Below are 25082 nucleotides of genomic sequence, written 5' to 3' on the forward strand. Positions count from 1 at the left end.
CCGTCGCCCAGACCTCTCCAGTCTCGCAATCGACGATGTACGGCCCGCTGCCGATGAGCATCGTCAGCACGTCGCCCGTGTCGAGATAGACCCGAGACTGCCGCGAGATCGTGAAGCCCCACGGCTTGGTCTCGACTCGCTCGTCGGCTTCCCGCCCCTCATCGAACGCCGGGCGCGTCCACTCTCTGACGACGTCGGAGGTCACCTCGAGCTCAGTATCAGTCATCTCGGCAGGCTACTGGCTGCAGCCGGCGCGTGAGCGACCCCTGGGCGCCGTAGCCCGGTCGCTCAGCGGGCCAGTTCGTGGCGTGCGAGGACGGTGATCCACTTCTCCGCCGATGTCGGCTGGGTGGAGTCAACGATCYTGAGCGGCGTCCACCCTGCGTCGCGGACCACGGCTTCTAGGGCGTCTTCCTGCCAGTAGGTGAAGTGCCTTCGGGCGTCCAGTTTYTGGCTCGACCAGCCCTCGCCCTCACCCTTCTTGAACGACGCCACAAGCACGCCGCCCGCTCGCGTTGCTCGACGCGCGACCTCAAGCACACCTGCCAGCCGCGCACGGGGCACATGCAGAAGGACCGCGTTCGCGAACACCGCGTCATACGGTCCGCCGAAGTCGCGCGCGTCGAGTTTCAACACCCGAGCGGCAWGACCGGCCGCATTGAGTCTTTCGACGAACGCGGCCGCACCGTCCGTCCGGTCGACGCTCAGCCCGGCAGCCTCGAGCGCCACGGCGTCCCTACCGGGACCGGTACCCAACTCGAGCACACGATCCCCGGCCGCGGTCAGCCCGATCAGGTCATCGACAAGGGGCGACCGAGCGTTGGACGTGCGATCGACGTACTGCGTCGCGTAGTCCTCATACGCGTTCAGCGTCTCGACGGCGGGGTCCAAGGGCTCCATCACATCATCCTCGCGTCCGATGCGACCACCGCAAAGGGCCGTTCCCTCGAGCGGGTGGCTCAGCGCGACAGTTCAATACGCTAATCAGGGTCCTTGTATATTGTGCTCGCCAGAGTATTCTGTGGACATGCGCGATGCCACTCACGAGTTGTCGAATGAAGTGTCCTTCTGGGTGCTGACAGCTCTGTCTGAGGCGCCAAAGCATGGGTACGCAATCTTGCGGGATGTCGAGTTGCTAAGCACCTCTCAAGGCAGCCCCGTGACCCTGAAGATACCGACGCTTTATGGGGCGCTGGAGCGGCTGAATCGCATGGAACTGATCGAGGTGACCAGCGAAGAGGTCGTCGATGGTCGCGCCCGCCGCTACTACCGACTCACCGAGCTCGGGGCGGCGGCGCTGGAAGACGAAACGGTACGCCTGGAAGCGCGCGTTCGGGTCGCCAGATCGGTGATGCCTGCCAGTCCATCTGTCAGCGTCGACGGAGGGAGGCGATGACGAACGCGCGACGGCATTACGAGCGGATCCTGCGCTGGTACCCACGTACCTGGCGGGTACAGCACGAGTTGGTCGTGCTGGGGACCTTGCTGGACATGGATGACGCACGGGGACGGAACGGCCCGACTTTCGGCGAGGCGTGGTCATTGCGCCTGGACGGGCTGAAGCACCGGCTCTTTCCGGCCACTGGAGAGGTAGCGCGTCGCCGGCGCACAGTCACTTCCGTCGCGGCCGTGGTGGTGATTCTCGGGTGCGTGTCGGTCGGCGGACTGGCAGCTGTTGCGTCGTCTTCGCTCGCGCCCTCGGCCGAAGAAAGAACGGCACAGCTCGCAGCGTGCCTCGCAGAGAAGGGTTGGGCAGCAACGATTGAGGCGGACGGCGTCGTTTTCCAGGCACCAATGGGCCAGCAAGAGCAGTACCTGGCAGATGTGGAAAGTTGCGCCTCGTCCACGAATCTGATTCCCGTCGCGGCACCGTCGCGCGAGCAGCTGGAAAAGCAATACGCGAACTTGCTCGCAGCGCAGCAGTGTCTCGAGGAGCTCGGCTATGGAACACCGAGGGCTCCTAGCGTGTCGACGTTCGTTGCATCCATGGGGACGTGGTCACCCTTCGCGATGCTGCCCAACATCTCAGCCGCAGAGTTTGCTCAGATCGAAGAGGCATGTCCACAGCCAAACCTCGAGACATGACGAGCTCTCCAGCCGAAAGACCGAGCGCATCAGCCCTACAACGCTGAAGTTGGGGCGCTTAGCGGACACCTTCAACCTTCCCCAGACCCCAAGGAGAGTGTCCACGAATGAGTTCGGTAGCCGACAAACTCACCGAGAAGTCCAGCCACAAGACCAGTGTCAAGCAGGTGCGTCTGCGCTTGGTCTATATCGACTTCTGGTCAGCCGTGAAGCTGTCATTCCTCGCGGCGATCGCGATCGCCATACTCACCGTCGCCGCGTGCGTGCTGATCTACTTCGTCGTTCGTACAGCGGGCCTCATCGCGCACGCGGACGAAGTCTTCGCCAGCTTCTCGGGCGGCAACATCCTGATCTCGCAGATCATCAATCTTCCGCAGGTGCTCAGCTTCTCCGCGATCGTCGCGATCCTCAACCTCGTAGTCGTCACGGTGCTCGGTGCCGTCATAGCTGCCACCTACAACCTCGCAGTTAAGGTGACCGGCGGACTACTGGTCGGATTCACCTCCAACTGACCTCTCTCAGAGCTCGACAGTTGCCTTCTCGTAGGCCCGTTGTTCATCGCAAAGCGCGGTTGCATGCGGATCGACATACGTTCAGGGGGGAACTGGGCTCGATGTTGTCACCTGAGGAGTTCTCGCGCGTAAGGGTGGCCGTGGATCTTGGAGAAATGTTCCGGGTCTCGTGTCACACTTCGCGTGTTGCCGGCCATTACCTTCGTGACGGCGGATGGTCMGTGGTCACTGGCTGATTGGAAGACGCACCGTGGGCAAGCCAACTGTTGATGAGTTGCTGTCAGGGAGTGGCCCGTCCTTCGCGCCCTCGGTCGCGACGGAGGCGGCGCTTGATGCGCTGGTTCTGGAGACGAAAGCCGCCAGTGTTGAGAGGCGGATTTCCCGTAGACGGCGTGCGCTGTGGCTAGTGCCGGGGGTCTTTGTCGCTGTCGGCGCTCTGACCGCTGGCGCCGCGGTCGTCGAGCAGTATCTGAGCGTGGACGTACCGATTGCGATCGGGTACACGACCGACACCGGGGTCACTGTGGCATGCACGGCGCACGTGGGCAGCTCCTTCTTCGATCCCCAGCCGGCAGAGGTCATCAAGTACTACCAGACGCACGACTTCAGCGGAGTGGGACAGCAAATATATGRCTACGCGCTGGTCCTCCACGGCGAGAGACCAAGCACTCCGGATGTCCTCCCCAAATCGGTCGTCTGGCACCCAGCCGAGGGCTCGGAGTCGGATCCAAACGACGGCGCGTTCGGCGACTCAATGATGAGCTTCCTCGTCCTCGACGTCATTCTCGAGCTCGGGTTGGAAGGCCCTGGAGGAACTGCCGGCTACAGCGCCGACTGCCAGGGTGAACTGCATTGACCGACGCGGTGACACGCGCGAACGTCGGCGCGGCCAGCACCGACCTGACCAATGCCTTCCAACGCGAGGCGGCAACTCTGTTGGGGTTCTTCATACGGCGTGGTGTTCCCCCGCAAGACGCCGCCGACCTCGTCGGTGAGACGTTCCTGGCAGCATGGAAAAGCAGTGGGCGGCACCGAGTGGAGCCGGCAATGCTTCGCGCGTGGCTGTTCGGAATCGCCCGCAAGGTGCTGTCGCAGTACCGTCGCGGCCGCGTCCGTCGAACGGCTCTCACCGACAGGGTCCGCGCGACACTCCCCTCCGACAACACTGCGCAGGCAGACGGTTCCCCCGACGGACTGGATCCCGCCCTTGCCCAGCACGTACGAGAACTCATCCAGTACCTGCCGGAGACTGATCAGGAAATCGTACGGCTGGTCTACTGGGAAGGGTTCAGTCAAGAAGAGGTCGCCACCATCCTTGGCAAACCGGCCACGACCGTACGCGCCCGGCTGTCCCGCGCACGCACCGTGCTGCGCCAGCAGCTCGATGCAAGCGGAGACATCGAATGAACTCGCAGCTAACCCGATGGGCGCCGCCTGACCCGGTGCCCCTCGCATGGCGCAATCGAGATCCCTATCTGAGGGATGACGTCACAAACAGCCACAGGTCAGCAATGGTCGGAGAAACTCAACGGCGAACACCCAGGCCGATTCTGTCGATGATCGCGAGTAGATCCGGTGCGCTTCCCCCGAGCACCCGCAACCCGGTCGCTCATCGCTCATCGTGGTGAGCTTCCGGGCTTCAAGGTCTGCGCACCGGAATCCAGCTCTGGTCCGTTGCCGGGTCGCATGAGATTGTCGAACCATGCAGATCGTTGGAGTGCTGCCTGAGGACGCCCCCGACCCGCGGCTGGAGTCCGCGGCGCGGGTACGCGCCCTGCCGTTTCCCGTCGTCGGCCTCATCCCCCAACCCTCGATCACCGATACAGGCGGGTTCGGCTTCCAGGAAACACGAGACACCTCCGGCCACACTGCAACCGCCGTTGACCGCAGCTACACGCTCTGGCGTAATCCCGACGACCATTCCGACCCCGTAAACCTCGCCGATCTCGACGAGCGGGCCCGCGCGTCGCTCGACGAGGTGCCACCATGGCCGCGGCCGGCATGGCTGATCGAAGCAGCGCAGCTGATGAGATACCCGATGCTGCGGCAAGCGGTTCGCACAAGCTGGAATCGCGACCCGTCCGATCGCACCACACCGGCCCAGCAGCTCGTGGACCACACCAACCACGTCCTACGCAACCAGTACCGCGAACAGCTCGGTTTGCAGCGCGGTCCTCACGAGAACAACAGGGACTGGATGATCACCATCTCAGCCGTGCGCGAGGGTGCCACCGCCCGCCTGGACGGAGCGGATGTTGATGCCGCGGAGATCGACACCGACCCCTTTGTCTACGCGATCGGCTTCGCGCTCAGAGAGGATGTCGTCGTAACGGCCGTGCTGCCCCGAGACGTTTTGATCTACCTCGATCAATCGTTCACTACGGGCACAGGTCTGGGCAGAGCCGACAGCGAGGCGATCTGAACCTGCCGCGTACCCGTATAGGCGGGTGAGGCCATCGACCGCAACCCCGTCCTTCAACGCGACGGTTCGATCTGCGGGGATGTGATCTGCGAGCGCGAACGTCGCGACGTTGCGCCGCGGCGGGCTTGCTGTGGTGGGCCGTGCGTCGCTCAGGCCCGCGCGGTGGTGGACGGCGGCCCTCCAAGTAATCCAACAATCCGACTCGTGGGTGTCAGGATCCGGTCGTGTTGAGCATCTACAGGTGTAAGGCCGCTCTCCACAGGTCGGAAGGCTCGGGGGTGGGTCGCGTGCGAGGATGTCGAGGCTGGCATGGCTGTGAGGGATGAATGCGGGACGGGTTCGATTTGCTGTACCGCGAGCAGTATGCGGCGGTCGCGCGGTTCGTCCGGCGCCAGGTCGGCGAATCGACGGCGGAGGATGTCGTGGCGTCGACGTTCGAACTGGCGTACGCGAAGCTCCGAGACGATCACCCGCATCCGGTCGGGTGGCTTTTCCAGACGGCTCGTAATCTCATGAAGGCAGAACTGCGCCATCGGGAACGGGAACGCCGCGCCCTGCGGGACGCGAGTGTCCTGGCGGTGCGTGACGCGGGCGATGACGACATCGAGACCGTCCGAGCCCTGCTCGAGGCGCTCCCTCTGCGTCACCGAGAGGTGCTGCAGCTCACCTACTGGGATCGGCTGGCGGCCAGCGATGTCGGTGTGGTGCTGGGGTGTTCAGAGCAGGCGGTGTGGAAGCGGATCAGCCKCGCCAAGACGGCGCTGCGTACCGCGTGGACGTCGAAGGGCTCCACTTCATGGGAGGAGACGCTCACCGATGCCTGACGACATGCTCTCCGACACTGAACTTGACCGCCTGCTTGCGGCGTCCAGCCCCTATCCTCCCGAGGCTGATTCCCACGGTCTCCCGCATCCCCAGACCGCCCCGGCGGTCCCGGCAACGGCACGAAGCCGCACGCGCGCGACGCGTCCGCGACGATCGCGTTGGGGATGGGTAGCGCCCGGGTTCGCGGTGGCGATGACCGCCGCGATCGTGGTGATCGCATTTCAGGCATTCGCCGCCCGCCCCAGCCCCGTGGCCGCGCCTTCACCGACCGCCTCAGCGACCACGAAAGTGTACGACGACATCGATGCACTGGCCCGCGACAGCTCGGTCATCGTCATCGGGTCAGTCACCGATCAGCACGCGGGCATCTCCACCGTGAAGGTGACGAACACCCCCGGGAATCCCGGTCTCGGCGAAAACCTCAACACCCGGTCCGCACCGGTCGCGGTCGGCGACCTGATCCAAGTTCGGGAGGACCCCGCCACCAGCCTGCTGCGACCGGGTCAGGAATATCTACTGTTCCTGACCCAGAGCACTCTCCMGGGGGACCAAACCACTCAATTCCGCATCACCGGAACCGACTCGGGGGCATACCAGATGGCCGGCAATCAGTTCATTAAGATCGTGACCGACAATGGCGATGGCCTCCCAGACACCATCGAAATCGCTGGCACGCGAGGCTGACCGAACCGTTGCACGGCGCATCTCCGACTGCGAGATCGTCCGGTGCAACCTTTGCCCGCCACCCGGGCGGTCTGCGCGACAGGGGTTGTGGTCACAGGATTCGCAACCGATTAGTTTCATCTCATGAGCCGCACCGCGATGCGCACAACAGTGATCACCGTCGTCGCGCTCGGCTTCTTTGCGATCGTGGCGTCGATTGCGTTCGACTGGCCGGCCAAGCAGTGGCTCGCTCTGGTTGGATACGCGCTGTTCGCAATCGGAGTGGCCATCGGCCTGGTGCGACGTCTAGTGCGGAGCAAGCGGCCGTCTGGCGGGGGCTCGTCCGAGCTATCTGCCTCCGACGAGTACTCGGACCTCGAGCTCGGGCGCCGCCCATTCACGCACTATCCTCGCGATGACGCGAGCACATCGCAGATTGGCGACCCACCGCAGCATCGTTTACCTTCCATCTAGGGAGCGCAAGGCGGTCGCTCTACGCGAGAAGACCGATAACGTGCAACCTCAGGGGCCAAGACAGCAGGCAGCCGGCTGCGACGGCGTTGCCCAAAAGACACTACCTGCGGTGGTCTCGGAGTGACCGCGTACATTGGGCGTCGGAGGATGGCTGCATGACGGTTAAACGCGGACACATGGTCTCGGAGGCATACCTCCGAGCGTGGGCTGACGCCAGAGGAACCGTCGACGTGCTCGATATTCAACACGGTCGCGGCTTCCCCTCCTCGATCAAGAACGCCACGGTCGTGAGCTACGTCTACGACCCCGCGATTCTCACGCGCGACCTCGAACGCGACTACTGGCGCATCGAAGATCGCGGGATCCCGGTAATCGTCAAACTGCGCAACGGAGAAGCGCTTGACTCTCACGAGTTGAGCGCACTGGTCGGCTTCCTCGACATGCACCTCGCTCGAGGACGGTACGCGGACCGCGCGGGAGTCCGTGTCCCCGCAGTGCTGATGAAGAACGACGGGAGCACGGAGGATGCCGAGCTCAACTTCGGCGACATGCTCTTGCTGTCCCAGTACCACCCCGAAACCCTGCGACTTACAACGCTCGGGCTGGAGCAGTGGCCGTGGCAGATCGTCGAAGCTCGCGGACTCGCCACCGGAGACGGCGCAGTACTCCTCTGGCGCCCGCATGCGAATGCCGAGATCTCGACGGTCTCCTTCCCCTTATCCCCCACGCAACTGCTCGTCATCGGAGTAGAGCTTCCCGCCGACCTCCCACTCAACACTCGCTTGGCAATGAACTGCCGGCGTTGGATCGTCGGGCTCCGGGGAACCCTGAACCTTGGACAAGCCGCCGTCATCGCCGCACGACAATCTGAATAGGTCAAATCAACGGCTCTTCGTCATGTGTGCGACGCGAAGAAGCCGTCCAACCGCTGTCTCGTCTAGACAGACCCATCGTCCGAGCCGTGAGGTGATCTGCCGAGATTGCCGCGTAGATGGTTGCGGCCCACGACGCGGTGCTTCGATCGCGGGCGGACGCACCGCCCGCTCGACGGTCCCTCAGCGACACACATAGAGCCGCACAGACGATCATGCCGGCGGCATCGGCACCTGCACCGGAATGTGGATCTGCAAGGTTGGCGGCAAGGAGATCGCGGCCGGGTGAATGAGACTTTGAGTTTCGTCCATGGTTGCGCTCCGTTCGTCAGGGTGTGTGTGATGAAGTGCCAGGCGGAACCAGCGCTCACGACTTAGCTGGCGCCCGGTCCCTCGTCTTCGGGGTGGCTAATTGTGCCGGGTTCGATTCGCCATACGACACGTAGGACGTTGACCACGTCGCCGGGGTCGGCGCCCGTTGCGGTGGCTTCGTCGACCAGTTCCCGGATCCGGCGGATGACCGATCTCGGTAGTACGGCTGCGGACTCGGCGACGCGGGTGCCGGCGGCGGTTCGGCTGACGACGAGACCGTCTTGCTCGAGCATCTTGTAGGCCTTTGCTGCGGTGCCGGGAGCCACGCCCAGGTCGCTCGCGGTCTGCCGCACCGTCGGAAGACGCTCATTCGCACCGAGCTGACCGGACACGATGAGGCCGCGGAGCTGCCGGTAGATGTCCAGGGTCGGGCTGGCCTCGTCCGTCGGGGACAGGATCGGATGCGTCGTCACAGCACCGCCTCCACGCCTGTCTTCAGTTCGGCCTCTTCGGACGGCTTGGTGATCGGCCTACGACGCAGGCGGCTGGCGACGAGCAGGAGCAGAACGAACGCGGTGATCTCGAGAGCTGGTGCGACCCAGCCGGCGACTGCGGCGGCCTCCGCATACCGCCAGGTCACTTCGTAGGGGTTGCCTTCGTTCTCGCCACTGATGAGCACGCTCGAGATCGATCCGGCGCTGGCGATGAACCGCCACGCGCCGGCCAGCGCGAGCAGCATGCCCGATGTCGCGATCCGCACGGCTCCGACCGCCACCTCGCGACGCGGGTCGCGTTCCGCGGTAACGGTCTCGGCCCGGATATACGGACGGGCGGCGTTGGTGTGAAGAACCGCCCAGGTCACTGCGGTCAGGACGGCCACGCAGATCAGGACCGGAACGCCATATGCCCACCCGTAGAACCACGGACGAATTGGGTCGACCGCTACCTCGTTGGGCACGGGGATCGCGAGCCATATGTACCGCCCCTGACCATCAGGCGAGGACGCCAGCCCGGCTGCAATGGTGGTCGCCACCAGAACGAGCAGCGCGATGCTCGCACCGATGATGCCACGCCGCGGACTGAAACTCAGCCAGGTCCGTCGTGCCGCGGGCAGAACGGGTGCCTCGGGCGGTGTTGTCCCTCGGGTAACGATCAGCCCGAGAACCACGCTGATGCCGAGGAACGCGGAGAACACGGGGGTGGCGTACCGCCACCACGAGACGACATCGCTCATGCTGAGATCGAACAGGTTGAGGAGGTATCCGCGCACCAGGTTCTCCGCCGCGAACAACACGATGACCGCGATCGCTGCGATGCCCAGGGCGCGGTGCTCGGGCAGGTATCTGGTTCGAACCGATCGGGCTGCTTGTTCGGAAAGCTGTCGTGCGTCACGGTTCTCGCGTCGCTGCCGCGACGCGAGGAGGAGGATGCCCCCTGCCACAAGCAACGCGATGGCCAGGGAGAACAAGGGCAGCGAAAGGGCCGCGGCCACAAGCTCCAGGGGGCCGAACGAGAAAAGACCGCTCTGCGGCATGGCGCCTCCAATCAATCTGTTGTGTCACATGTCTATCACAACTTGTGCCAGATTGAGGATACAAAGTTTCCGTTGTTGTAGGCGCAATCTCGCTCGGTCTCGTCGCGGACATACTCGGTGCTGCATGCAACGCTTCGAGCGGGCCGACCCACCTGGCGACTCCGCCGACCATCACGTGGCCGCAGGCCGGTCCCTCTACGCGACAGGTCGAGCAGAAGCGGATCCGCTACTGACGTACCGAATCCGCTCATCGCTCCTGTCATGCTGGGGCGGCATGTGTCGGGACGGCTGCAACCCCTGAACCAGCGCATGAGGTGACGTGGCAGAGCCATCCCGTACGCATGGATGGGATGGCCCCGCCCGAACCGCTCAGGACGTTCGGTAGACGAGGAGAAGAAGTTGACGAAGAGCAGCAGAGCAGGGAAGGTCCTGACGATTGTCGGCGTCGTGCTTATGGGCGTATTCACACTGGCATCGTCGGTGTTTCTCGCGTTGGCTGGTGCCGGCTTGTCGTCGATGGGCGGCGAACTCGAAGCAATGAGCCCGACGGTCGACGAGGTGGCGCGCTGGAACTTGGCGCGCGGTCAGTTCGCAACCGGTTGGCTGATGCTCATCGGCGTCGCCGTCGGTGCCCTACTAGTGGTGGTCGCCCATCCGCGCCGATGGCTTCGGGTCGTTCTTTGGGCCGCGGCCTGTGTGGCCCTACCGGCGGTCGTTTACGTCATCGCCTGGGTTAGTCAGCTGGGGTGAGCGTGCTGCTCGGCGCTCGTGATGCGTGAGAGGTGGCGCCACAGCGTGTTTCCAACCGTCCCTCAGCGCGACAGTCGGCGTCCCGTGATACCGACCCATGTCGACCACTGGGTGGCAGCCCTTAATGGCGCGTGGTGAACTCGAGTGGAATGTAGTCCAGGTCGTCGCGAGGGAGCACTGCAGTGAGGATCCCCCCGGTGGGCAGTTCTGCTCCTACGCAATAGACGAACGGGTCGGTGTCGATCTCGGCGCCGATGACGTCAGAACCATCGATCCTCACGCTGATGCCGTGGCGAACGGCTCGTTCGGTTACATCGGGCGCCGGCGCATCCCAGGGGTTGCCTTCGAGTCCGCGCTGCTGTCGATACCAGTTGGTCAGGATGTAGTTGGTGTGCTGCGCGAGCACGACGGTCAGCGTGGTGTGCTCGTTCGACTCGCGGAACCAGGTTGTCTTCACCGCCTCGGCCAGTTGCGGGTACCGCATCTGCTCGACCTGCTCGATGAGCCACTGCGGCCGAGGCCATGGTGGCACCTCCTCGATCGCCGCTCGGGTCTGTTCGTCGAGCTCGGCCAGGTTGAGTGGGTCCGAACGATCGGAGGGGTTGCGCCAGAGGGTGTAGCTGAGACTTGTCGACATCTCGAAGTACCCGGCACCGTCCTGGCCGCCGCCAACTCCCGCGTTCGTCTCCTGAAGTGAGGGTTGCGGAGCGAGGCCGACCACCGGAACCGGCATCAGCCTCACCTGATCTGTCTGCTCGACTCGCGGATCCGGCGCGTCCTCAGGAAGAACTTCAGCAAACCTCATCACCCGATTTTGGACGGGCGCCTAGTAATGAGCAACAGACGGTTCCAGATGACCGCCCGCCAGTCGGTCGGTCTGCGTACTCGCGCCGGCCTTGATCTGGGCGATACGTTCGAACGGTGAGAGCAGAGCTCATCGATCCTCGCGATCAGACGTCTCAAATCGACGACCCGCGCTACCGGGTCTACTTCTGGGACGCGGTCGGTAGAGCCAAGGAGGAGTGGCAGCTTTCGGAAGCTGATCTCGTTGAAGTTCTCGAGTGGATTCCCTCACGATCTCAAGGCCGGACCCATAGCCTCTGGGCAGTGACTAGGACTGCAACCGGCGTGTGCTTGATTCGTCTGCGAGGCATCGACCTCGACACCGAACCGGACCAACGGCCAATCTGGGCCAAGCAAGTCTCCCAATAACGGCGGTCACCGGTCGCCGAACGCGACAACCTCCGTCCGCAGGGGATCGGGCATGGATGTACCGTACCGATGTGCAGCAGGTATGGATCGTCTACCACGACAGTTCGCCCGACAACGTCATTCTCGGCGTCTTCGACGTCGAAGATGAGGCATACGCCTATCAAGAAGCAGTGGCAGCTGACTACCCGAACGGCGCTCTGCTCACCCCGTTTCCGGTCCCCTGGTGCGCTACCGATCACTCCGCCGAGATTCGCATCGGTTGATCGAGTCCCAACTAGCTTCCAGCTCACGCGTGGATCAGGATCGCGACCGCCAGTGCGCGCAAGCCGGTCCGCGTGTGCGAACAGTGGCGAAGAAGGACACGCTCGCGTGCAAGGGCGTTGATGGGTAGCGGGTTTGTGATTGGGCATGCCACCCTTGGCTCGAAAGGCGGGGGGTTGTCGTGCGTTCAGGTTGGCCGATTCCGTGGAACCCGTGGCCGCACGACATGATCATCACGGTCGATGATGGCCCTCAGCAGTTGCTTGAGCTGCTGTGGGTCCGTGACACGTGGTCACTGGCTGCCGGTCATCCGGACCCGCCGCCAACCCTGGTCCAGGCCGCTCCTGCAGGTGCGATCCCGGACGACGGGTGGGCGACGTGGAACGCGGCGTGGTCGGGACTGTGGCAGGGCGCCGTGGAGCATGCCGGCCGTGTCATCGGCGCCGATGCGCACGCGAAGCTGACGCGACCCAACCTGGCTCCCCCCGAGCGGCGCGCGCTGCTCGCCCAGATCGTCGGACCCAACTGGCGCGACCAGTTCGGCGACGAGGGGCTGGGCGACGCGTATCAATCCTGGCAAGCGGTACATCAGCGGAACCGGGGTGCGCGGCGCCGCGAGTTGATGTCCGCCGAGCTGGAGCGTCACGCGCTCGACGAGCTGGCCCCCGCGTGGAAACGCGGACTGACCAAGATCGTCACGATTCCCTGCCGTGGAGACCACACCCGCACCGTCGGCGCGCACACGCTCCTTGTGACGGACGAGACGCGCGAGGATCTGGGTCGCTACCGTCGCGCACTCGCCTCGTTCTGATTGCACGGCAAGGGGTCCCTCAACGCGACAGCTCGAGCAGAGGCGGATGGCCAATTGACGTCCGAGCCGAGCTGACACGCTGTGAGGCGCGAATCGATCAGAATTCGTAGATCGCGGCCAGCTCATCCGATAGCAGGACTGAGTGCGGGAGATCGCTTAGCGCGTCGGCGTCTACCGTGATCCCGCGCAGCCGTGCGGCCTCCGCATATTGTTCCCACGGAAATGAGGACGGCTCGGCGGCATCCGCTTGTACCAGCGCGAGAACCTCCGAGATCACGTCCGCTGAGGAGCGTTTCCAGGAGACCTGCTCGGTAGGCCGGTGCTTGAACGAGGAGACGCCGCGATCCATATCGAGACGAATCATCGACTCGTCCGAGAGGCGCAAGTACTGCGTCATCTTCATGCTCATAGCCGGTCGCAGGTTCCCTGGGGGCGGGTCATCGAGTTCGCAGATGATGACCAGCCCGGTCACTGACAGGTTCGAGATATCGAACGGCAGGCGATGCGCGGGCTCGGCACCTACCCACTCGCCCCGCATCGCCATATATCGAGTCTGCTCATCGTTGCCGGTCATGTTGGGGACAGCTTATGTCGGGGCTGCTGCACGAGTTGTAGACCTTCGATCCGGCTCGCCTGAGAGGCCGGCTCGGCCATCTCATGACGGTGTCCGCGAGCCCGGCACTCACCGCGACGGTTCTCGTCCTCTGGTGGATGGATTGGAGTCACGGCTCGAGCCTCAGATGTGAATCCTTCCACTGCATGCTGTGCCTTGTCCGTTCAGTCGGAAGTTGTCGCGTCCGGTCGCTCGAGCCCCAGAAATGGTCGCATCGCGGCACGATAGTCGTCGATGCTGCCAGACTTCACAATGGTCGCGCCGTAGCTGATGCCGATGCTCGTGAGGGGCCAGTTGAACTTGTCTGCCTCCCGACCTGCGTCTCCTGTGGGATCGAGTGAGCGATCTTGAATGGACAGAAGAACCCACTGCACGCCGTCGGTTGCTGTCGCGCTCCACACCCAACACTGCGCGTCGGTGCCAGCGCATTCCTCGAGTGATTCGTCGCGCACGAACCGTCCGAGGCCGGCATCTCGCGTGATCTCGCTGGCGGCGTCGAGCACCATCTGCCATTGGTCGGGCTCGGGGATCCCGTCTGAGATCAACTCGCAGCAGTTGACCGTCGTAAGCAGGGAGTCGCCGCCGTAGCCGTTTCCAACCTGCGGGTGCCAACTGTCGTCGCTGAACCACTCGTCTTGTGGTTGAGCGGGTTTGAGTTCAAATCCGGAGGAGTCGGCAATCGCGGTGCGGAGTTGGTTCATCAGCTCCCGCGCGGCAGGCTCGAGCTCCGCTTGGTCGGGATACTCGAGCAGTGCTTCGCCATCCTGGCCGGCGTGCGCTGGATAGTCCGCCCAATCCACGGTGACCGTCTTCCCGGAGTCATCCGTGTACGACGTAGTCGGGGAAGGCGAAGCGGCCAGCGCGCTGCATCCTGTCAGGAGCATTGCGCTGATCAGTATCGAGGCAGGAAGGGGCCCGCGAGAGAGATGAGAAAGCACATGGGGAATATTACAGGTTTTGGAATATGATCGGCGTATGCCCGCTGCATTGAATCAGCCGTCGTTCTGGATCCTCACCGCGTTGGCGTCGCGCCGGCGTCACGGATACGAGATTCTCCGCGAGACTGCTGACGCGTCGCAAGGGAGCGTGTCGCTGAAGGTCGCGACTCTGTATGCGGCTCTTGAACGGCTGGAGGCCGACGGGTTGATCGCTGCGGACGGTGAGGAGATTGTCGCGGGCAGAGCGCGCCGGTACTTCGTGATCACCGATGATGGCGCGTCCCGGTTGTCGGCGGAGGTCGATCAGATGGAGAGGTCGGCTCGAGCTGCGCGAACGCAGCTGGCTCTGCACAAGTTCGCGTTCACGCCGGTCGAAGGGATCGCCTGGTGAGCCGCGCGATGCAAGACCCGTTTCAGCGGCTGCTCCGGTGGTACCCGAGGCGGTGGCGACAGGCGAACGGAGAGGTCTTTGTCGGCAGCCTCCGCGATCAGGCTGAACACGAACACCGAGTGGCACCCACGGCAGGAGACAGTCTCTCCGCGGTAGTCAACGGCATCGGTCTCCGACTCGACGCGCGAGTCGCACTATGGTCTGCGCTCGTGGCGATCGGGCTCGGCGCCTGCTCCTGGCTTGCGCTGCTGAACGGACTCGGTGGAGCGCCGTGGGCAGCGAATGTGGTCGGCATCGTCACAGTCGGCGTCGTTCCCGCCTTGGCCGTCGTGGGCATGATCGCCGTCATGAGAGACCGGGGATGGGTCACCGCACCTCGCGCCCTGATCGCGATCCTCGCCCTCGTTACATCTCTCGCGCTGGCAGCACTGGCKCAGCTGTCCTGGGCACAAGGGTTCAGACTGGCCGACCAGAACCTGCCGCAGACCGGTCTGGCAGACGCGTGGGGTCAGCTCTTCGTGGTCGCATGGGTGGTCGGAGCGGCCGCGGTTGCCCTGCTCGTCGACGGTCTATTGCACCGCACTCGATGGCCGTGGTTCGCTCGTATGCCGCTAGCGGCGTTGGTCGGCATTCTCGCGGCCCCCGCAGCTGGCCTCGCATTGATCAATCCGACGATGGCCGTGGTCGTTGCGGGGTTCGCCGCCCTCATGGCTCTGTCCACGCTCAGCGGACGGCGTGTTCGGAGATCACCGGCCGCCACCCGGACGCGCGAGGCACGCTCGTCCGACGACCGGACCGCGGTTCGCTGGCTCACTGGCCTCAGCGCGATTGTCGGCCTGTTCGGCGTCGCATATGCGCTGACCGGGGCGGCGTGGTCGGCCGGTGCCGCCGATGGAACCGGGGCGATGGGGCAGGGCATCACCATTCTGCTCGCTGCCGCGATTCCCTTGCTGACGGCGGTCGCTCTCACCGTTTCGCAACGACATGGGCGTGCGGCGGTGTCGGGACCAATCGGTCTGGTCATCCTTGAAGTCACGGCCGTCGCCATCGCCTATGTCAGCGCGCCCTCATGGGACGACATGGCCCCCTGGATGGCCGTTTCCACGATCTTCGGCGGCGGGGCGGTGGCATGGTGGGCTATCCCGCGTCTTCGCGGGCCGTTGGGGCTCCGCGTTGCGGTTGGCGTCGCCCTGGGCGTTGGGTATGCGGTGCTATTCGGGACGACGACGATTCCGCTGCTCGCGTTTACGGTCCCCGTCTTCGCGGTCGTGGTCGCGCTGGTGGGCACTCGGTCCAGTCGGAAGTTGATCGCGCCGACGGTGCCGGATCCGACGGCAGCACTCTCAGCATGATCCGACGCCGCGGAACGAATCTCCAGCCCGCTACCGACGGTCTGTAGGTCGATCCCTCAACGCGACCAGCCATCGTGATGCCGCGGATCGGTCCCCAGCTTCCGGCACAGTTGCGTGTGTAGAGAGCGAGGGTTTGCGAGCGAGGCTCGGTTGGAGAGAAGTTCGTTCCCGTTAGGTTCGATCCTGTGACTGCTTCCGCGCAGCGAGTGACGCTCGCCCGGGTAACGGGCCCCGCATCGGTCGTGGGGTGGGTTTCCGCCCTCATCGCTCCTGCCACCGTCTTCCTCGTCACCACCGCCGCGCTACTCCAGCGGCGCAACGATTACTGTTCCATCGGAGCCACCGAGGTAAGTGGTCAGTGGCAGTTTTCGCTTGTGCCGCTCGGTCAAACATGCAGCCAGCAGATGTCACCCGAGGGGTGGGTTGCTCAATGGGTCGCGACGGTGGTCGCCTTCGCTGCGGCGTTGATCATGCTCTCCGCCTGCGTGGTCTTGGGCGTGGTCTGGATGAAGTTCGGCTACGCCCCTGGCTACGCACGGTGGTTGCTGTACGCAGTGGCGACGGGAATCCTGCTCGCGCTCGTGGTGTGGCTTCGAATGTCCTCTGTGGATCGCTACATCGATCGGGCGGGCGTGTCGCTCGGGATCGTCTGGGCCTGCGCGCTCGCCTTCGGTGCGGGCCTCATGACGACCGCTCTGGTTGGCTTCGTTCGATTGCTCTACCTTGAAGGCCGTGCGAGACCAGTGGCATAAGGGTCCTTCACCGGACGCCCGCAACCGGATTCCTCAACCGGCGCTATGGCTCGAGACTAGGGCGCGTCTCTATGACCACCGCCAGTGTTGCAACGACCAGAGACCGTAGCCGGATCCGTTGGCGCGGGCATCAATCTGGGGCGGTACCGACGTGGGGCGCGGGAACCTTTCGTTGGGCCGCGGACACTCCATAGTGTGAGCAACAGTGACGAGGCCGCCTGGGCCGAGGCCCTCGCGGGCAGTGGGGATGCCTTCGGGCAGATTTTTGATCGTCATCGTGCCCGGTTGTACCGGCACTCCCGCGGTCTTGCCCCTTCCTGGTCTGACGCAGACGACGTTGTCGCTGTGACGTTCCTCGAGGCGTGGCGCAAGCGCGACAAGGTGCAGTTCGTCGATGGTTCGATGCTGCCCTGGCTGCTTCGCACCGCGACGTACACGGCGAGCAACCTGACCCGCTCAACCCGACGCTACAAGGCCGCACTCCGACGCCTTCCGGCGGGTGAGGTGCACCCAGATCACGCGGGTCAACTCGACGACGGTGACGCGGTGACGGCGCTGCGGGGCATGTCGCAGATTGACCAGGAGGTTCTCACCCTGTGCGTGCTCGAGGGCATCCGCGCAGAGGACGCGGCCCGAATCATGAACGTCCGCCCCGGGACAGTCAAATCCCGACTCTCGCGAGCCAAGGCACGGCTCCGCGATGCCCTCAACGAACCGTCTCCAATGCTGCGACCGGAAGGTGTGACCAATGTCCTCTGAAATGATCGAATCTGAACGCGACACGGAACTGCGTCGGATGCTCGTCGCCACCGCCTCCGCCGCACCCGTCCGTGCTCGCCGTCGTTGGAGTATCGCCGCGCCGATCGCCGCATTCGCGGTTGCTGGCGCGCTGACCGGGGCTGCCTCGGCGGCCGCGCTCAACCCGCCCGAGCCCGTGTCGACGGTGAACGTCGCGGCCTTCGCGGACGAATTCGTCTACGACTACACGCAACTCTTCGGATCTCCCGTCCTGCTCAGTGGTGAGGGCGACACCATTGTGCAGCTCGGCTCCGTACCCACAGGGGCCGTTGAGCTAGCGGTTGCATTCAACTGCGGCGACCCGGGCCGGTTCGAGTTCCATCTCGACGGTGAGTGGGTCGGCAGCGTCGTCTGCGACGAAACGTCGACAGGTGCGGGGGGCGGCGGGGTCTACTACGCGGTGAGCGACGCGGCGACCCATACCCTCACGATCTCCACCGACGCCGGTGCGCGCTACGCACTATGGGCATCATGGGCCGCCCGCGCAGTTCTCCCCGAGCCTTCGCAAGCCCAGGCCGAGGCTATGGCCGACGGCCAGGTCACAGAAGACGAGTACCGCGCTGGGTTCAACCGTTACTCCGAGTGCATGACCAAAGCCGGACACCCCCTGGCTTTCGTCGATACGACAGGCACAGTGATCGACTACTCCAACCCCTCAGAGGCCGTCACCTCAGGCGAGGAAGGGCGATGCTACGCGCTGGAGTTCGGACAAATCGACCCCGCATGGCAGGTCGCAAACGAGTAGAGACGAAACCACACGGGCTGCGAGCCTGCCTCGCAGCCCCGACGGATCCCTCCCGCCCGGACATCGTCTCGGTCTGGGCGGGTTCCAATAAGCGGGCATCCGGCCCCAGCGCCACGCGTTCCGACTCACGTCAGTCGGTGGCAAGTCGCCGACCAAGCAGCTGAGCAGAGCCGCCAATACCACCAGCCCCAAACAATGTCTCGAGGAGTTCCATGGCCAACCCTCCCATCGGCCCTGCCGATCTGAATCTGCCACCAACAGAACCCATCGACATCTCATGGGCACTCGCGACAGCAAACTCCGTCAATCGGCCCGACGTTCCGTTGACGCTCTGATCGTCGCGCCGGGTTGGTGTTCCGTCAGTCAACTCAGAAATGCTCGACCTTCGCCTCCAGAGTCCAGCCCCCGCGCCGCTGAGCGGTCCCTCAACGCGACAGTTCAACTCCGCCAAACGGATCCTCGCCTACGACTTCGGTTCGCGATTAACGGCGTTTCGAATATTGTCTGGGCGCGGTGTGACTATTCGGGTGGCTGCGGACACTATGAAGTGTGGTGGACGATTCGGATGAGATGGTGTGGCGGTTGGTGCTGTCTGGCGACAGTCGCCGGTACGGCCTGATCTGGGACCGGCATCGCGACCGAGTCTTCCGGCACCTGATTGCCAGCGGGAACAGCGCGACGAGCGCGGAGGATCTCACGGCGGCGGCGTTCCTGGAGTTGTGGCGTCGCCGTGACGCGGTGCGGTTCGTGGACGGGTCGCTGCTGCCCTGGCTGATCGTGACCGCGCAGAACATCTCCAGGAACGCCGCCCGGGCAAGGCGTCGGTACGAGCGGTTTCTGGCTGCCTTGCCCGCTCCGTCCGTGGTGCCCGATCCTGCCGATCCGATCGCCGATCGCGACCACGAGCATCTGATCGCGTTGCGGGAAGCGATCGCCGCTGCACGTCCCGCGGACGCGACGCTTCTGGCGATGACGGCGTTGGAGGGGTTCACGACCCGGGAGGCCGCGACTGCGTTGGGGCTATCCGAGTCGGCCGCGAAGATGCGGCTCACCCGTCTCCGTGCCCGACTACGCACAGCGGTCACCGCCCATCCACTCCCTGAAGGAGGGTCATGATGGCGAACTTCACCCCGGAACGCTCCGACGCGATCAGAGCGAACCTCATCAACCATGTCGCCGAGAACCCGGCTCCCCGCCGGCGCCGCGCGCTATGGGCTGCCGGTTTTGTCCTCGCCGGTCTCGTCGCGGGCGCCGGGGCCTCAGCGGGAGCGTTCGCCGCCACCGGAATGCTCACCGCCACTCCGGCGCAACCCTCCGGGCAGCCCACGCCCGCCTACCCTGACGCGGTCGCCGCCCCGCTCGGGGTGACGCCCGGCGCCCCGATCATCGCTCTGCTCGGCGACCCGATCACGGAGACCTTCGACACGACCACACAGATCTCCCTCGAGGACCGGCCCGCTGCGGCCACCCACGCTCGCGTGACGATGACACCGTTGAGCCCCGGGTCGCTGAACTGGGGAACCGATGCCGGCGGGAACAATCCCAACGGTGGGTGGGGCGCGCAAGACTTCTCCTCCGGTCGAGATCTCTCGGCCTGGTACGACTACCCGCTGGACGACACCGTCCACACCCTCTACCTGAACCCGACCGACTTCAGCGCAGTCGTAACCGTGCAGTACATCACCCAAATACCCACCCATCTCGGGGTCAACGCCAACGGGCAGACCTACGGCGTCGAGGACTCGATCGAAGGCCGCCCCGACCTCATCAGCGCGATTGGCATCGCACCCGACGGAACACAGGTCGTGGGCTACATCTTCGCGAGCGAACTCGATGGCAGCAGCCCCGACCACCCCGGGCTCCCCTCCTCGCCTGACGAAGCACTTCGCTGGCAGAAGGAGACCCAAGAGAAGTACCCGAACGGATGGACCGTTCCCGTCTACACCTCCGACGGCACAACCCAGATCGGAACCTTCCAGATCAACGGGTGACCACGTCGCGGGCGTCCGCATAAGGGCCCTCGGCGGGACCGCGCGAATGGTCGGCGACCCAATCGTTCTTGCGAGATTGTCCAGGCAGGCTGTCTACTGAAGGCGTTGAGCAGTCCGCTGAGCTACCAGTGACGCCATCGGGTAAGGAGTCGACGATGTCCGCAAGCACAACCCCGACCACGTCGGTCCCTCGTATTACGAGGATCGGTGCGAAGCGGGTGGTTCAGCTGATCGCTGTGGTGCTGGCGGTTGCGGCGGGGGTCTTCATGCTCTTCGCGCCGACGTACCAGATCGCGACATCTGACTCCGCTGGAAACTCGAGTACGGGGACGGCGACCATCCTGGAGACGTCCGGCGCCTGGGCAATCGTGCTCGCTCTAATCCCGGTCGCCATCGCGCTTGCGCCGCTCGTTGTCCCGCCGCGCGCATGGCAGTGGGTGACGATCGCCGCAGTTGTCTTGTTCGCCGGATGGATCATCGTGGGCGTTTGGACCATTGGCGGATTCTATTTGCCGGCCTTCCTCGTCCTTCTGGCTTCGGTGTTCATCCGGCCACGCAGCAGCTTCGGAGAGTGACAGCCCTGCCCCGGTCTCTCAGACCCGGGCGTCGACGGCAACCTCGTCTCATAATCTCTTCCGACAGAAGGCGCCCATCGCGAAATCCGGACCGGGCGGTTCCAGCGCGTTCCTGCTCGCATCGATGTATCGACACCGGCGCGGGTTCCTAGCGGCCTGAGCCGTTGGGCACTCGACCCCTCAGGAACTCCAGTACTGTCAGCATGCCCGATGCCGGTCCCTCACCGCGACGCGGCGCGAGTCGCCGTGCTATCCGTCGAACACATCGGCACTGGCGAAGGCGGCGTCGTCGGGGAGCAGTTCTACCAGGAGTGGCGGGCAGTCGTCGAGCATCACTCGATCCGGCGACGGCATCGGTTCTGAGCCGAAGTCTGCCTCCACCGAGTAGCAGGTGTAGACCTGGCTCGGCCCCGTGTAAGTGCGGTTCTCATCGGTCGGGACGGCCTGCCGTGGGCCAGACGAGATGAACACCGCGACCTTAGCGGATGAATCCGTTGCGACCGTGTCGTAGAGAACGATGCCGCCTCTGTCGAGCTCCAGGTCCGCAGCGGATGACGCACTCCCATCCCAGCGCATGCCGTCGAGGGCGTCGAGGTACGCAGCCGGCCCATTCTCCGCAGGTTGAAATAGATCCTCGGAGAGGGGATCCTCGAACGTCGCGACTTGCCTCGCCAACACCCCGTCGATCCCGCTGTCGTAGCCGTGGTACTCGGTGGCGCATCCCGCGAGGGCAATAGCCCCAGCTACCGAGAAGACGATCGTGACGATCAAATTGTGCTTCTGCGCTACGGTCACTTTCCACCCTCCCATTCAACGGTGACCCCGGGTGAGCGCCGCCGAGGCCACGCGCCGGTCATCTCTGACGTGCGATCGTCAACCAACCCACCACACACACATCGAGAGCGGTGTCGTCGGCCTTGCGGTCCGTGGCCGCTTGTAGTCAAGGAGAACCGACGGTCGAACAACGAGTCAAGCGCTGCATGAACCGGTTGGTCCTCAGGGCCGACCCCGTGCTCACACTCGATGACCTCGTTATCGGTGCTCACACTCGTATTGCTCCATACAACCGGATCAGTGCACACCAATCTTGCGCGGCGTGATCCCGCAGTGTCTGGTGCTCGCGAATTGCACCCTCATGGCTGGAGATCGGGCTGTGGGCATGCTCGTTCGATCTGGGCGAGATCCTCGGCTGTCCCGTTGGGGAGCGCCGCGAACGGCGACCATGTACCTCCGGATACCACGAACGTGGACCTGTCCGGAGCTTTCGGTGTCGCGTAGCCACGCTCTTCGAGGCAACGTTGTGCCGCGAGCAGGTTTGCGTAGTGCGCCTCTAACTGCGCGCGCGACGGCTTGGCGATCCGATTGAGCTGCAGTGTGGTGATGCAGCTCTCAGCGTCCGCTAGGTGCTGGGCTTCCTGGTCGGACTGGTATTCGACAGCGACGCCACCGTCGGCGCCTATCTCTGTTGCCCAGCCTTTGTCGTTGAGGCAGGCGGCGAGTAGTTGCGCTCTTTCCTCGTCCGAGAGAGCCGGGGGTGATGCGGCTGCCGCTAGGCCTCCGACGGACACGCATCCGACAATCACGAGGCCCACGATGGCAGGTGCCATCCTGCGTCGCCTCCGCGGCAGGCCGTCATCGGCGGGGCGGAGCCGGCGCCGCAGTCCGTCAAGACGCAGCGACCACGCCTCACCGAATGTCGGCCCGCGCCGCCCGCGAGCATCATCCATGTCCAGCAGGGTGCCGAGCATCACCTGCTCGTGCTGCGCCCGCCATTCCTTGGGATACCACCGAAGAATTCGCTGATATCGCCGCTTAGCGTTCGCGTCCGTCATCGTCCGCGCCCATCGACCGTGGTTGATGTGCTCGCGGACGATCCGGCAGGCATCACGGATCGCGCAACACGAACGCGCGCCTCCAGACGCACCGTCTCCTCTTCCAGCGCCGCAGTCCCGTGCTCGGTGAGCCGGTAGTACCGACGAGCGCGACCATCGACGACCTCCTCGCTCAACACCTCAATCAGCTCCAGCCGATTCAGACGATCCAGCGCCCCATAAAGCGTCGGGACCTTCAGGGAGACGGGGCTGCCCTGCGAGGTGCTCAGCAGTTCCACGTCACGCAGAATCGCGTAGCCGTGCTTTGACTCCTCGGACAGGGCAGCCAACACCCAGAACGACACTTCATTCGACAGCTCCCGCGAGACTCCGCCCATGCCCACAGAATACTCTGCCGGGAAGAATATGCAACGTCTGATTCCGAATCGCCTCACCGGCCTCGTCGCGAACCACACCGACCACCCTCAGGGCGGTCCGACCGCATGCGACAGTTCGCGTACAAGCGGATCATTCGGCGGGCGTAGCCTCGTTTTCGAAGCAAGTTGTCCTCGCGATGGACGAAGTGCCGGGTGCTGGACATATGGAGGTATGGGCACCTTCGAGAGGACAACGCTATGAGCGAGAACCGGGATCAGTCGAGGTCGTTGGATCAGCTCTTGACGCGAGCGGCGCCGCCGCGAACACCGATCACACCTCAGGTTGAGGACGCGCTGGCGCGGATGACTGTCCAGGCGCACAAGCAGGAGCGCGAGCCGGCGGAACGGCGTCGGCGAACGTGGAAGGTCGCGGGTCTGAGCATTGCCACCGCGGTCATGCTCGGCGGGGCCGGGATGGCCGCCGCGGCGACCGCCGATGATTGGGCGTGGTGGCTGCAAGAGCCGGACGGCGCGTATTACTTCACCTCCCTGTCCGGAGACCCGTGTGAGTACCGGGTCGGCCAGATCGAGTCCACGGACCCGGATGTCGCACAAGCTGTGCGCGACGCGTTCCGCGAGGACGCGACCGTGAACCAGGACGCGATCGTCGCAGACTGGGAAGCACGACTTGCTGAGTACGCTCAGTTCACCGCCGATCAGAAAGCGCTCGGTGTCGAAGCGCCCGCCCGATCCGACGAAACGATGTGGATCATGTCGGTATCCCGCGTTGTCGACACTCAGATGCGCGCCGATCTCGCAGCGCAGGGAGTCGACGCCGCTGCGATACAGGAAGCCGGCCTCGCGGTCAGGGGCGAGATTCGCTGCAAGGGAGAAATCGTTGAGTAGGCGAAGCGACCACGACAACGCGGTCCTGCACGCGATCTCCCTCTCGTCCATCGACCTACTCGGCTACTTCGAGTACCGGGTCGGCCGTGACGATGCTCCGGACCTCCTGGCCGAGACCATGACCACCGCCTGGCGGCGCTCCGCGGACCTTCCGTCCTCACAGGTTGAAGCGCGCATGTGGCTGTACGGGATCGCCCGCAACGTGCTCGCGAACGCCGAGCGCGGCGGTCGCCGGCGGTGGCGGCTGGCCAACAAACTCCGCGCCCTAACGACGCCCCAGAGCATTGTCGGCGTCCCCGCCGATGCCGGTATCGAGATCCGCGACGCTGTCGACAGGCTCCCGAAAGACCAAGCCGAACTCGTCCGGCTCATCCACTGGGACGGATTCACCATCGCGGACGCCGCACAACTGTGCGGCATCCCAGACTCCACAGCACGAAGTCGGTATCAGACCGCAAAACTCCGACTTCGCGAGACCCTCGAACCAGATCGATCGGAACCGACGCAAATCCCCGCGATTAGGTGTTGAGCGCCGCGGGATGTCGAGCTTCCCGTGGCGAGCGCCGGCGGTAGGCCGGTCCCCGTGCGAGACAGCCCCCGCAAAGCCGGTCAGTCAGCGGTCTCCTAAGGCGTCCGGGTCATACATAGCGAAATCGCCGACCACACGAAGGCTCGGTCCAACCTCTCGTTGCAGGTCACGTACGAGTGCGTCGCCTTCGGCAATCCATTCGCGTCCAACCGACGGCTCCGGCCACTTGATCTCAAAGACCGGATCGAGAACAACCTCCCACGTCCGGTTCCATGCACGGAGTCGCTGACGTAGCTCGGGAGAGATGTCGATCGACCGGGGAACTACCTCTCGCCCTCCCCACTCGGGAAAGACGAGCAGGGTACTCACGCGTTCTTCCTGTTCGCTAGCGTCCACCCTTCGACGGTAGCTCGCTGCTGCCCGTCAGAGTGAGATCGGCCACAAGCCGGTCCCTCAGCGCGACAGCAACGGCCGTGGACGAGCAGCCCGAGGCGATGAGGTTGTCTGCCTCGTATTGCTCGCCGTCTTCGAGGATCGGTAGCGTGCCTGAGCAGGAGCGATTCGCAGCGGT

General features: G+C 64.5%; 33 protein-coding genes. 23 read left to right on the forward strand and 10 right to left on the reverse strand.

Features of this window, described 5'->3' with window-relative positions; translation table 11 throughout:
- Both ACXJ3V_RS16495 and ACXJ3V_RS16500 read right to left on the reverse strand, forming a co-directional pair.
- Positions 1-226: hypothetical protein (locus tag ACXJ3V_RS16495; protein WP_457101425.1), on the reverse strand; the 226-nt coding region annotated here is incomplete at its 3' end.
- Positions 227-288: 62 nt separating this feature from the next.
- On the reverse strand, positions 289-900 hold the full coding sequence (locus ACXJ3V_RS16500; protein WP_457101426.1) for a class I SAM-dependent methyltransferase: 612 nt from the start codon (positions 898-900) through the stop codon (positions 289-291).
- 127 nt (positions 901-1027) lie between these two features.
- On the opposite strand from ACXJ3V_RS16500, the gene ACXJ3V_RS16505 reads away from it, so the two are divergent.
- From ACXJ3V_RS16505 to ACXJ3V_RS16550, 10 genes are all read left to right on the forward strand, one after another.
- On the forward strand, positions 1028-1396 hold the full coding sequence (locus tag ACXJ3V_RS16505) for a PadR family transcriptional regulator (protein WP_457101427.1): 369 nt from the start codon (positions 1028-1030) through the stop codon (positions 1394-1396).
- Positions 1393-2085: a hypothetical protein gene (locus ACXJ3V_RS16510; protein ID WP_457101428.1), complete on the forward strand. Its 693-nt coding sequence runs from the start codon at positions 1393-1395 to the stop codon at positions 2083-2085. Before ACXJ3V_RS16505 ends, ACXJ3V_RS16510 begins: the two co-directional genes overlap by 4 nt.
- 107 nt (positions 2086-2192) lie before the next feature.
- Positions 2193-2597: a DUF3566 domain-containing protein gene (locus ACXJ3V_RS16515; RefSeq protein ID WP_457101429.1), complete on the forward strand. Its 405-nt coding sequence runs from the start codon at positions 2193-2195 to the stop codon at positions 2595-2597.
- A gap of 250 nt (positions 2598-2847) precedes the next feature.
- Positions 2848-3453: a hypothetical protein gene (locus ACXJ3V_RS16520; RefSeq protein WP_457101430.1), complete on the forward strand. Its 606-nt coding sequence runs from the start codon at positions 2848-2850 to the stop codon at positions 3451-3453.
- Positions 3450-4004 (forward strand): RNA polymerase sigma factor, encoded by a 555-nt coding sequence (locus ACXJ3V_RS16525; protein ID WP_457101431.1) that lies wholly within the window; start codon positions 3450-3452, stop codon positions 4002-4004. The genes ACXJ3V_RS16520 and ACXJ3V_RS16525 overlap by 4 nt, the downstream gene beginning before the upstream one ends.
- 310 nt (positions 4005-4314) lie before the next feature.
- Entirely contained in the window at positions 4315-5019 is a 705-nt protein-coding gene (locus ACXJ3V_RS16530) for a hypothetical protein (protein WP_457101432.1), read from the forward strand.
- A 326-nt stretch (positions 5020-5345) separates the two neighbouring features.
- Positions 5346-5843: an RNA polymerase sigma factor gene (locus ACXJ3V_RS16535; RefSeq protein ID WP_457101433.1), complete on the forward strand. Its 498-nt coding sequence runs from the start codon at positions 5346-5348 to the stop codon at positions 5841-5843.
- A 193-nt stretch (positions 5844-6036) separates the two neighbouring features.
- Positions 6037-6528 (forward strand): hypothetical protein, encoded by a 492-nt coding sequence (locus ACXJ3V_RS16540; RefSeq protein WP_457101434.1) that lies wholly within the window; start codon positions 6037-6039, stop codon positions 6526-6528.
- Positions 6529-6651: 123 nt separating this feature from the next.
- The gene (locus ACXJ3V_RS16545; protein WP_457101435.1) at positions 6652-6981 is read left to right on the forward strand and encodes a hypothetical protein; all 330 of its coding nucleotides are present in this window, start codon (positions 6652-6654) and stop codon (positions 6979-6981) included.
- A gap of 176 nt (positions 6982-7157) precedes the next feature.
- The gene (locus ACXJ3V_RS16550) at positions 7158-7856 is read left to right on the forward strand and encodes a DUF4238 domain-containing protein (RefSeq protein WP_457101436.1); all 699 of its coding nucleotides are present in this window, start codon (positions 7158-7160) and stop codon (positions 7854-7856) included.
- 371 nt (positions 7857-8227) lie between these two features.
- Here the strand turns inward: ACXJ3V_RS16550 and ACXJ3V_RS16555 are convergent, their stop codons facing one another.
- Both ACXJ3V_RS16555 and ACXJ3V_RS16560 read right to left on the reverse strand, forming a co-directional pair.
- Complete coding sequence (locus tag ACXJ3V_RS16555) at positions 8228-8638, reverse strand: GntR family transcriptional regulator (protein ID WP_457101437.1); 411 nt, start codon at positions 8636-8638, stop codon at positions 8228-8230.
- On the reverse strand, positions 8635-9699 hold the full coding sequence (locus ACXJ3V_RS16560; protein ID WP_457101438.1) for a hypothetical protein: 1065 nt from the start codon (positions 9697-9699) through the stop codon (positions 8635-8637). Before ACXJ3V_RS16560 ends, ACXJ3V_RS16555 begins: the two co-directional genes overlap by 4 nt.
- A gap of 399 nt (positions 9700-10098) precedes the next feature.
- Here ACXJ3V_RS16560 and ACXJ3V_RS16565 point away from each other — a divergent pair, with 399 nt between their 5' ends.
- Positions 10099-10449, forward strand: a complete 351-nt coding sequence (locus tag ACXJ3V_RS16565; RefSeq protein WP_457101439.1) for a hypothetical protein — start codon at positions 10099-10101, stop codon at positions 10447-10449.
- A 121-nt stretch (positions 10450-10570) separates the two neighbouring features.
- Here ACXJ3V_RS16565 and ACXJ3V_RS16570 read toward each other — a convergent pair whose 3' ends face one another.
- Complete coding sequence (locus tag ACXJ3V_RS16570; protein ID WP_457101440.1) at positions 10571-11182, reverse strand: hypothetical protein; 612 nt, start codon at positions 11180-11182, stop codon at positions 10571-10573.
- 535 nt (positions 11183-11717) lie between these two features.
- On the opposite strand from ACXJ3V_RS16570, the gene ACXJ3V_RS16575 reads away from it, so the two are divergent.
- Positions 11718-11924: a hypothetical protein gene (locus ACXJ3V_RS16575; protein ID WP_457101441.1), complete on the forward strand. Its 207-nt coding sequence runs from the start codon at positions 11718-11720 to the stop codon at positions 11922-11924.
- Between the two features lie 224 nt (positions 11925-12148).
- The gene (locus tag ACXJ3V_RS16580; RefSeq protein ID WP_457101442.1) at positions 12149-12733 is read left to right on the forward strand and encodes a hypothetical protein; all 585 of its coding nucleotides are present in this window, start codon (positions 12149-12151) and stop codon (positions 12731-12733) included.
- Between the two features lie 97 nt (positions 12734-12830).
- On the opposite strand, the gene ACXJ3V_RS16585 is transcribed toward ACXJ3V_RS16580, so the two are convergent.
- Both ACXJ3V_RS16585 and ACXJ3V_RS16590 read right to left on the reverse strand, forming a co-directional pair.
- Positions 12831-13307 carry a hypothetical protein gene (locus ACXJ3V_RS16585; RefSeq protein WP_457101443.1) on the reverse strand — a complete coding sequence of 159 codons (477 nt, stop codon included), beginning with the start codon at positions 13305-13307 and terminating at the stop codon, positions 12831-12833.
- 203 nt (positions 13308-13510) lie between these two features.
- Entirely contained in the window at positions 13511-14146 is a 636-nt protein-coding gene (locus tag ACXJ3V_RS16590) for a hypothetical protein (protein ID WP_457101444.1), read from the reverse strand.
- 175 nt (positions 14147-14321) lie between these two features.
- On the opposite strand from ACXJ3V_RS16590, the gene ACXJ3V_RS16595 reads away from it, so the two are divergent.
- The 8 genes from ACXJ3V_RS16595 to ACXJ3V_RS16630 all read left to right on the forward strand — a co-directional run bounded on the left by ACXJ3V_RS16595 (position 14322) and on the right by ACXJ3V_RS16630 (position 20888).
- Positions 14322-14675, forward strand: a complete 354-nt coding sequence (locus ACXJ3V_RS16595) for a PadR family transcriptional regulator (protein ID WP_457101445.1) — start codon at positions 14322-14324, stop codon at positions 14673-14675.
- Positions 14676-15004: 329 nt separating this feature from the next.
- Positions 15005-16027 (forward strand): hypothetical protein, encoded by a 1023-nt coding sequence (locus ACXJ3V_RS16600; RefSeq protein WP_457101446.1) that lies wholly within the window; start codon positions 15005-15007, stop codon positions 16025-16027.
- A gap of 185 nt (positions 16028-16212) precedes the next feature.
- Complete coding sequence (locus ACXJ3V_RS16605; RefSeq protein ID WP_457101447.1) at positions 16213-16779, forward strand: hypothetical protein; 567 nt, start codon at positions 16213-16215, stop codon at positions 16777-16779.
- A gap of 195 nt (positions 16780-16974) precedes the next feature.
- Positions 16975-17538 carry an RNA polymerase sigma factor gene (locus ACXJ3V_RS16610; protein ID WP_457101448.1) on the forward strand — a complete coding sequence of 188 codons (564 nt, stop codon included), beginning with the start codon at positions 16975-16977 and terminating at the stop codon, positions 17536-17538.
- Positions 17528-18322 carry a hypothetical protein gene (locus ACXJ3V_RS16615; RefSeq protein ID WP_457101449.1) on the forward strand — a complete coding sequence of 265 codons (795 nt, stop codon included), beginning with the start codon at positions 17528-17530 and terminating at the stop codon, positions 18320-18322. The genes ACXJ3V_RS16610 and ACXJ3V_RS16615 overlap by 11 nt, the downstream gene beginning before the upstream one ends.
- Before the next feature lie 552 nt (positions 18323-18874).
- On the forward strand, positions 18875-19438 hold the full coding sequence (locus tag ACXJ3V_RS16620) for an RNA polymerase sigma factor (protein ID WP_457101450.1): 564 nt from the start codon (positions 18875-18877) through the stop codon (positions 19436-19438).
- A complete protein-coding gene (locus ACXJ3V_RS16625; protein WP_457101451.1) occupies positions 19438-20313 on the forward strand; it encodes a hypothetical protein in 876 nt (291 codons plus the stop codon). The genes ACXJ3V_RS16620 and ACXJ3V_RS16625 overlap by 1 nt, the downstream gene beginning before the upstream one ends.
- Before the next feature lie 155 nt (positions 20314-20468).
- Positions 20469-20888: a hypothetical protein gene (locus ACXJ3V_RS16630; protein WP_457101452.1), complete on the forward strand. Its 420-nt coding sequence runs from the start codon at positions 20469-20471 to the stop codon at positions 20886-20888.
- A gap of 249 nt (positions 20889-21137) precedes the next feature.
- Here ACXJ3V_RS16630 and ACXJ3V_RS16635 read toward each other — a convergent pair whose 3' ends face one another.
- The 3 genes from ACXJ3V_RS16635 to ACXJ3V_RS16645 all read right to left on the reverse strand — a co-directional run bounded on the left by ACXJ3V_RS16635 (position 21138) and on the right by ACXJ3V_RS16645 (position 23097).
- Positions 21138-21683: a hypothetical protein gene (locus ACXJ3V_RS16635; protein ID WP_457101453.1), complete on the reverse strand. Its 546-nt coding sequence runs from the start codon at positions 21681-21683 to the stop codon at positions 21138-21140.
- 338 nt (positions 21684-22021) lie between these two features.
- Positions 22022-22720 carry a hypothetical protein gene (locus ACXJ3V_RS16640; protein WP_457101454.1) on the reverse strand — a complete coding sequence of 233 codons (699 nt, stop codon included), beginning with the start codon at positions 22718-22720 and terminating at the stop codon, positions 22022-22024.
- Complete coding sequence (locus ACXJ3V_RS16645; RefSeq protein WP_457101455.1) at positions 22717-23097, reverse strand: PadR family transcriptional regulator; 381 nt, start codon at positions 23095-23097, stop codon at positions 22717-22719. The genes ACXJ3V_RS16640 and ACXJ3V_RS16645 overlap by 4 nt, the downstream gene beginning before the upstream one ends.
- 279 nt (positions 23098-23376) lie before the next feature.
- Between ACXJ3V_RS16645 and ACXJ3V_RS16650 the strand changes: the two genes are divergently transcribed.
- Positions 23377-23982: a hypothetical protein gene (locus ACXJ3V_RS16650; RefSeq protein WP_457101456.1), complete on the forward strand. Its 606-nt coding sequence runs from the start codon at positions 23377-23379 to the stop codon at positions 23980-23982.
- A complete protein-coding gene (locus tag ACXJ3V_RS16655) occupies positions 23975-24511 on the forward strand; it encodes an RNA polymerase sigma factor (protein ID WP_457101457.1) in 537 nt (178 codons plus the stop codon). Before ACXJ3V_RS16650 ends, ACXJ3V_RS16655 begins: the two co-directional genes overlap by 8 nt.
- Positions 24512-25082: the final 571 nt, after the last annotated feature.

The sequence above is a fragment of the Microbacterium sp. P5_E9 genome, from assembly GCF_054049175.1.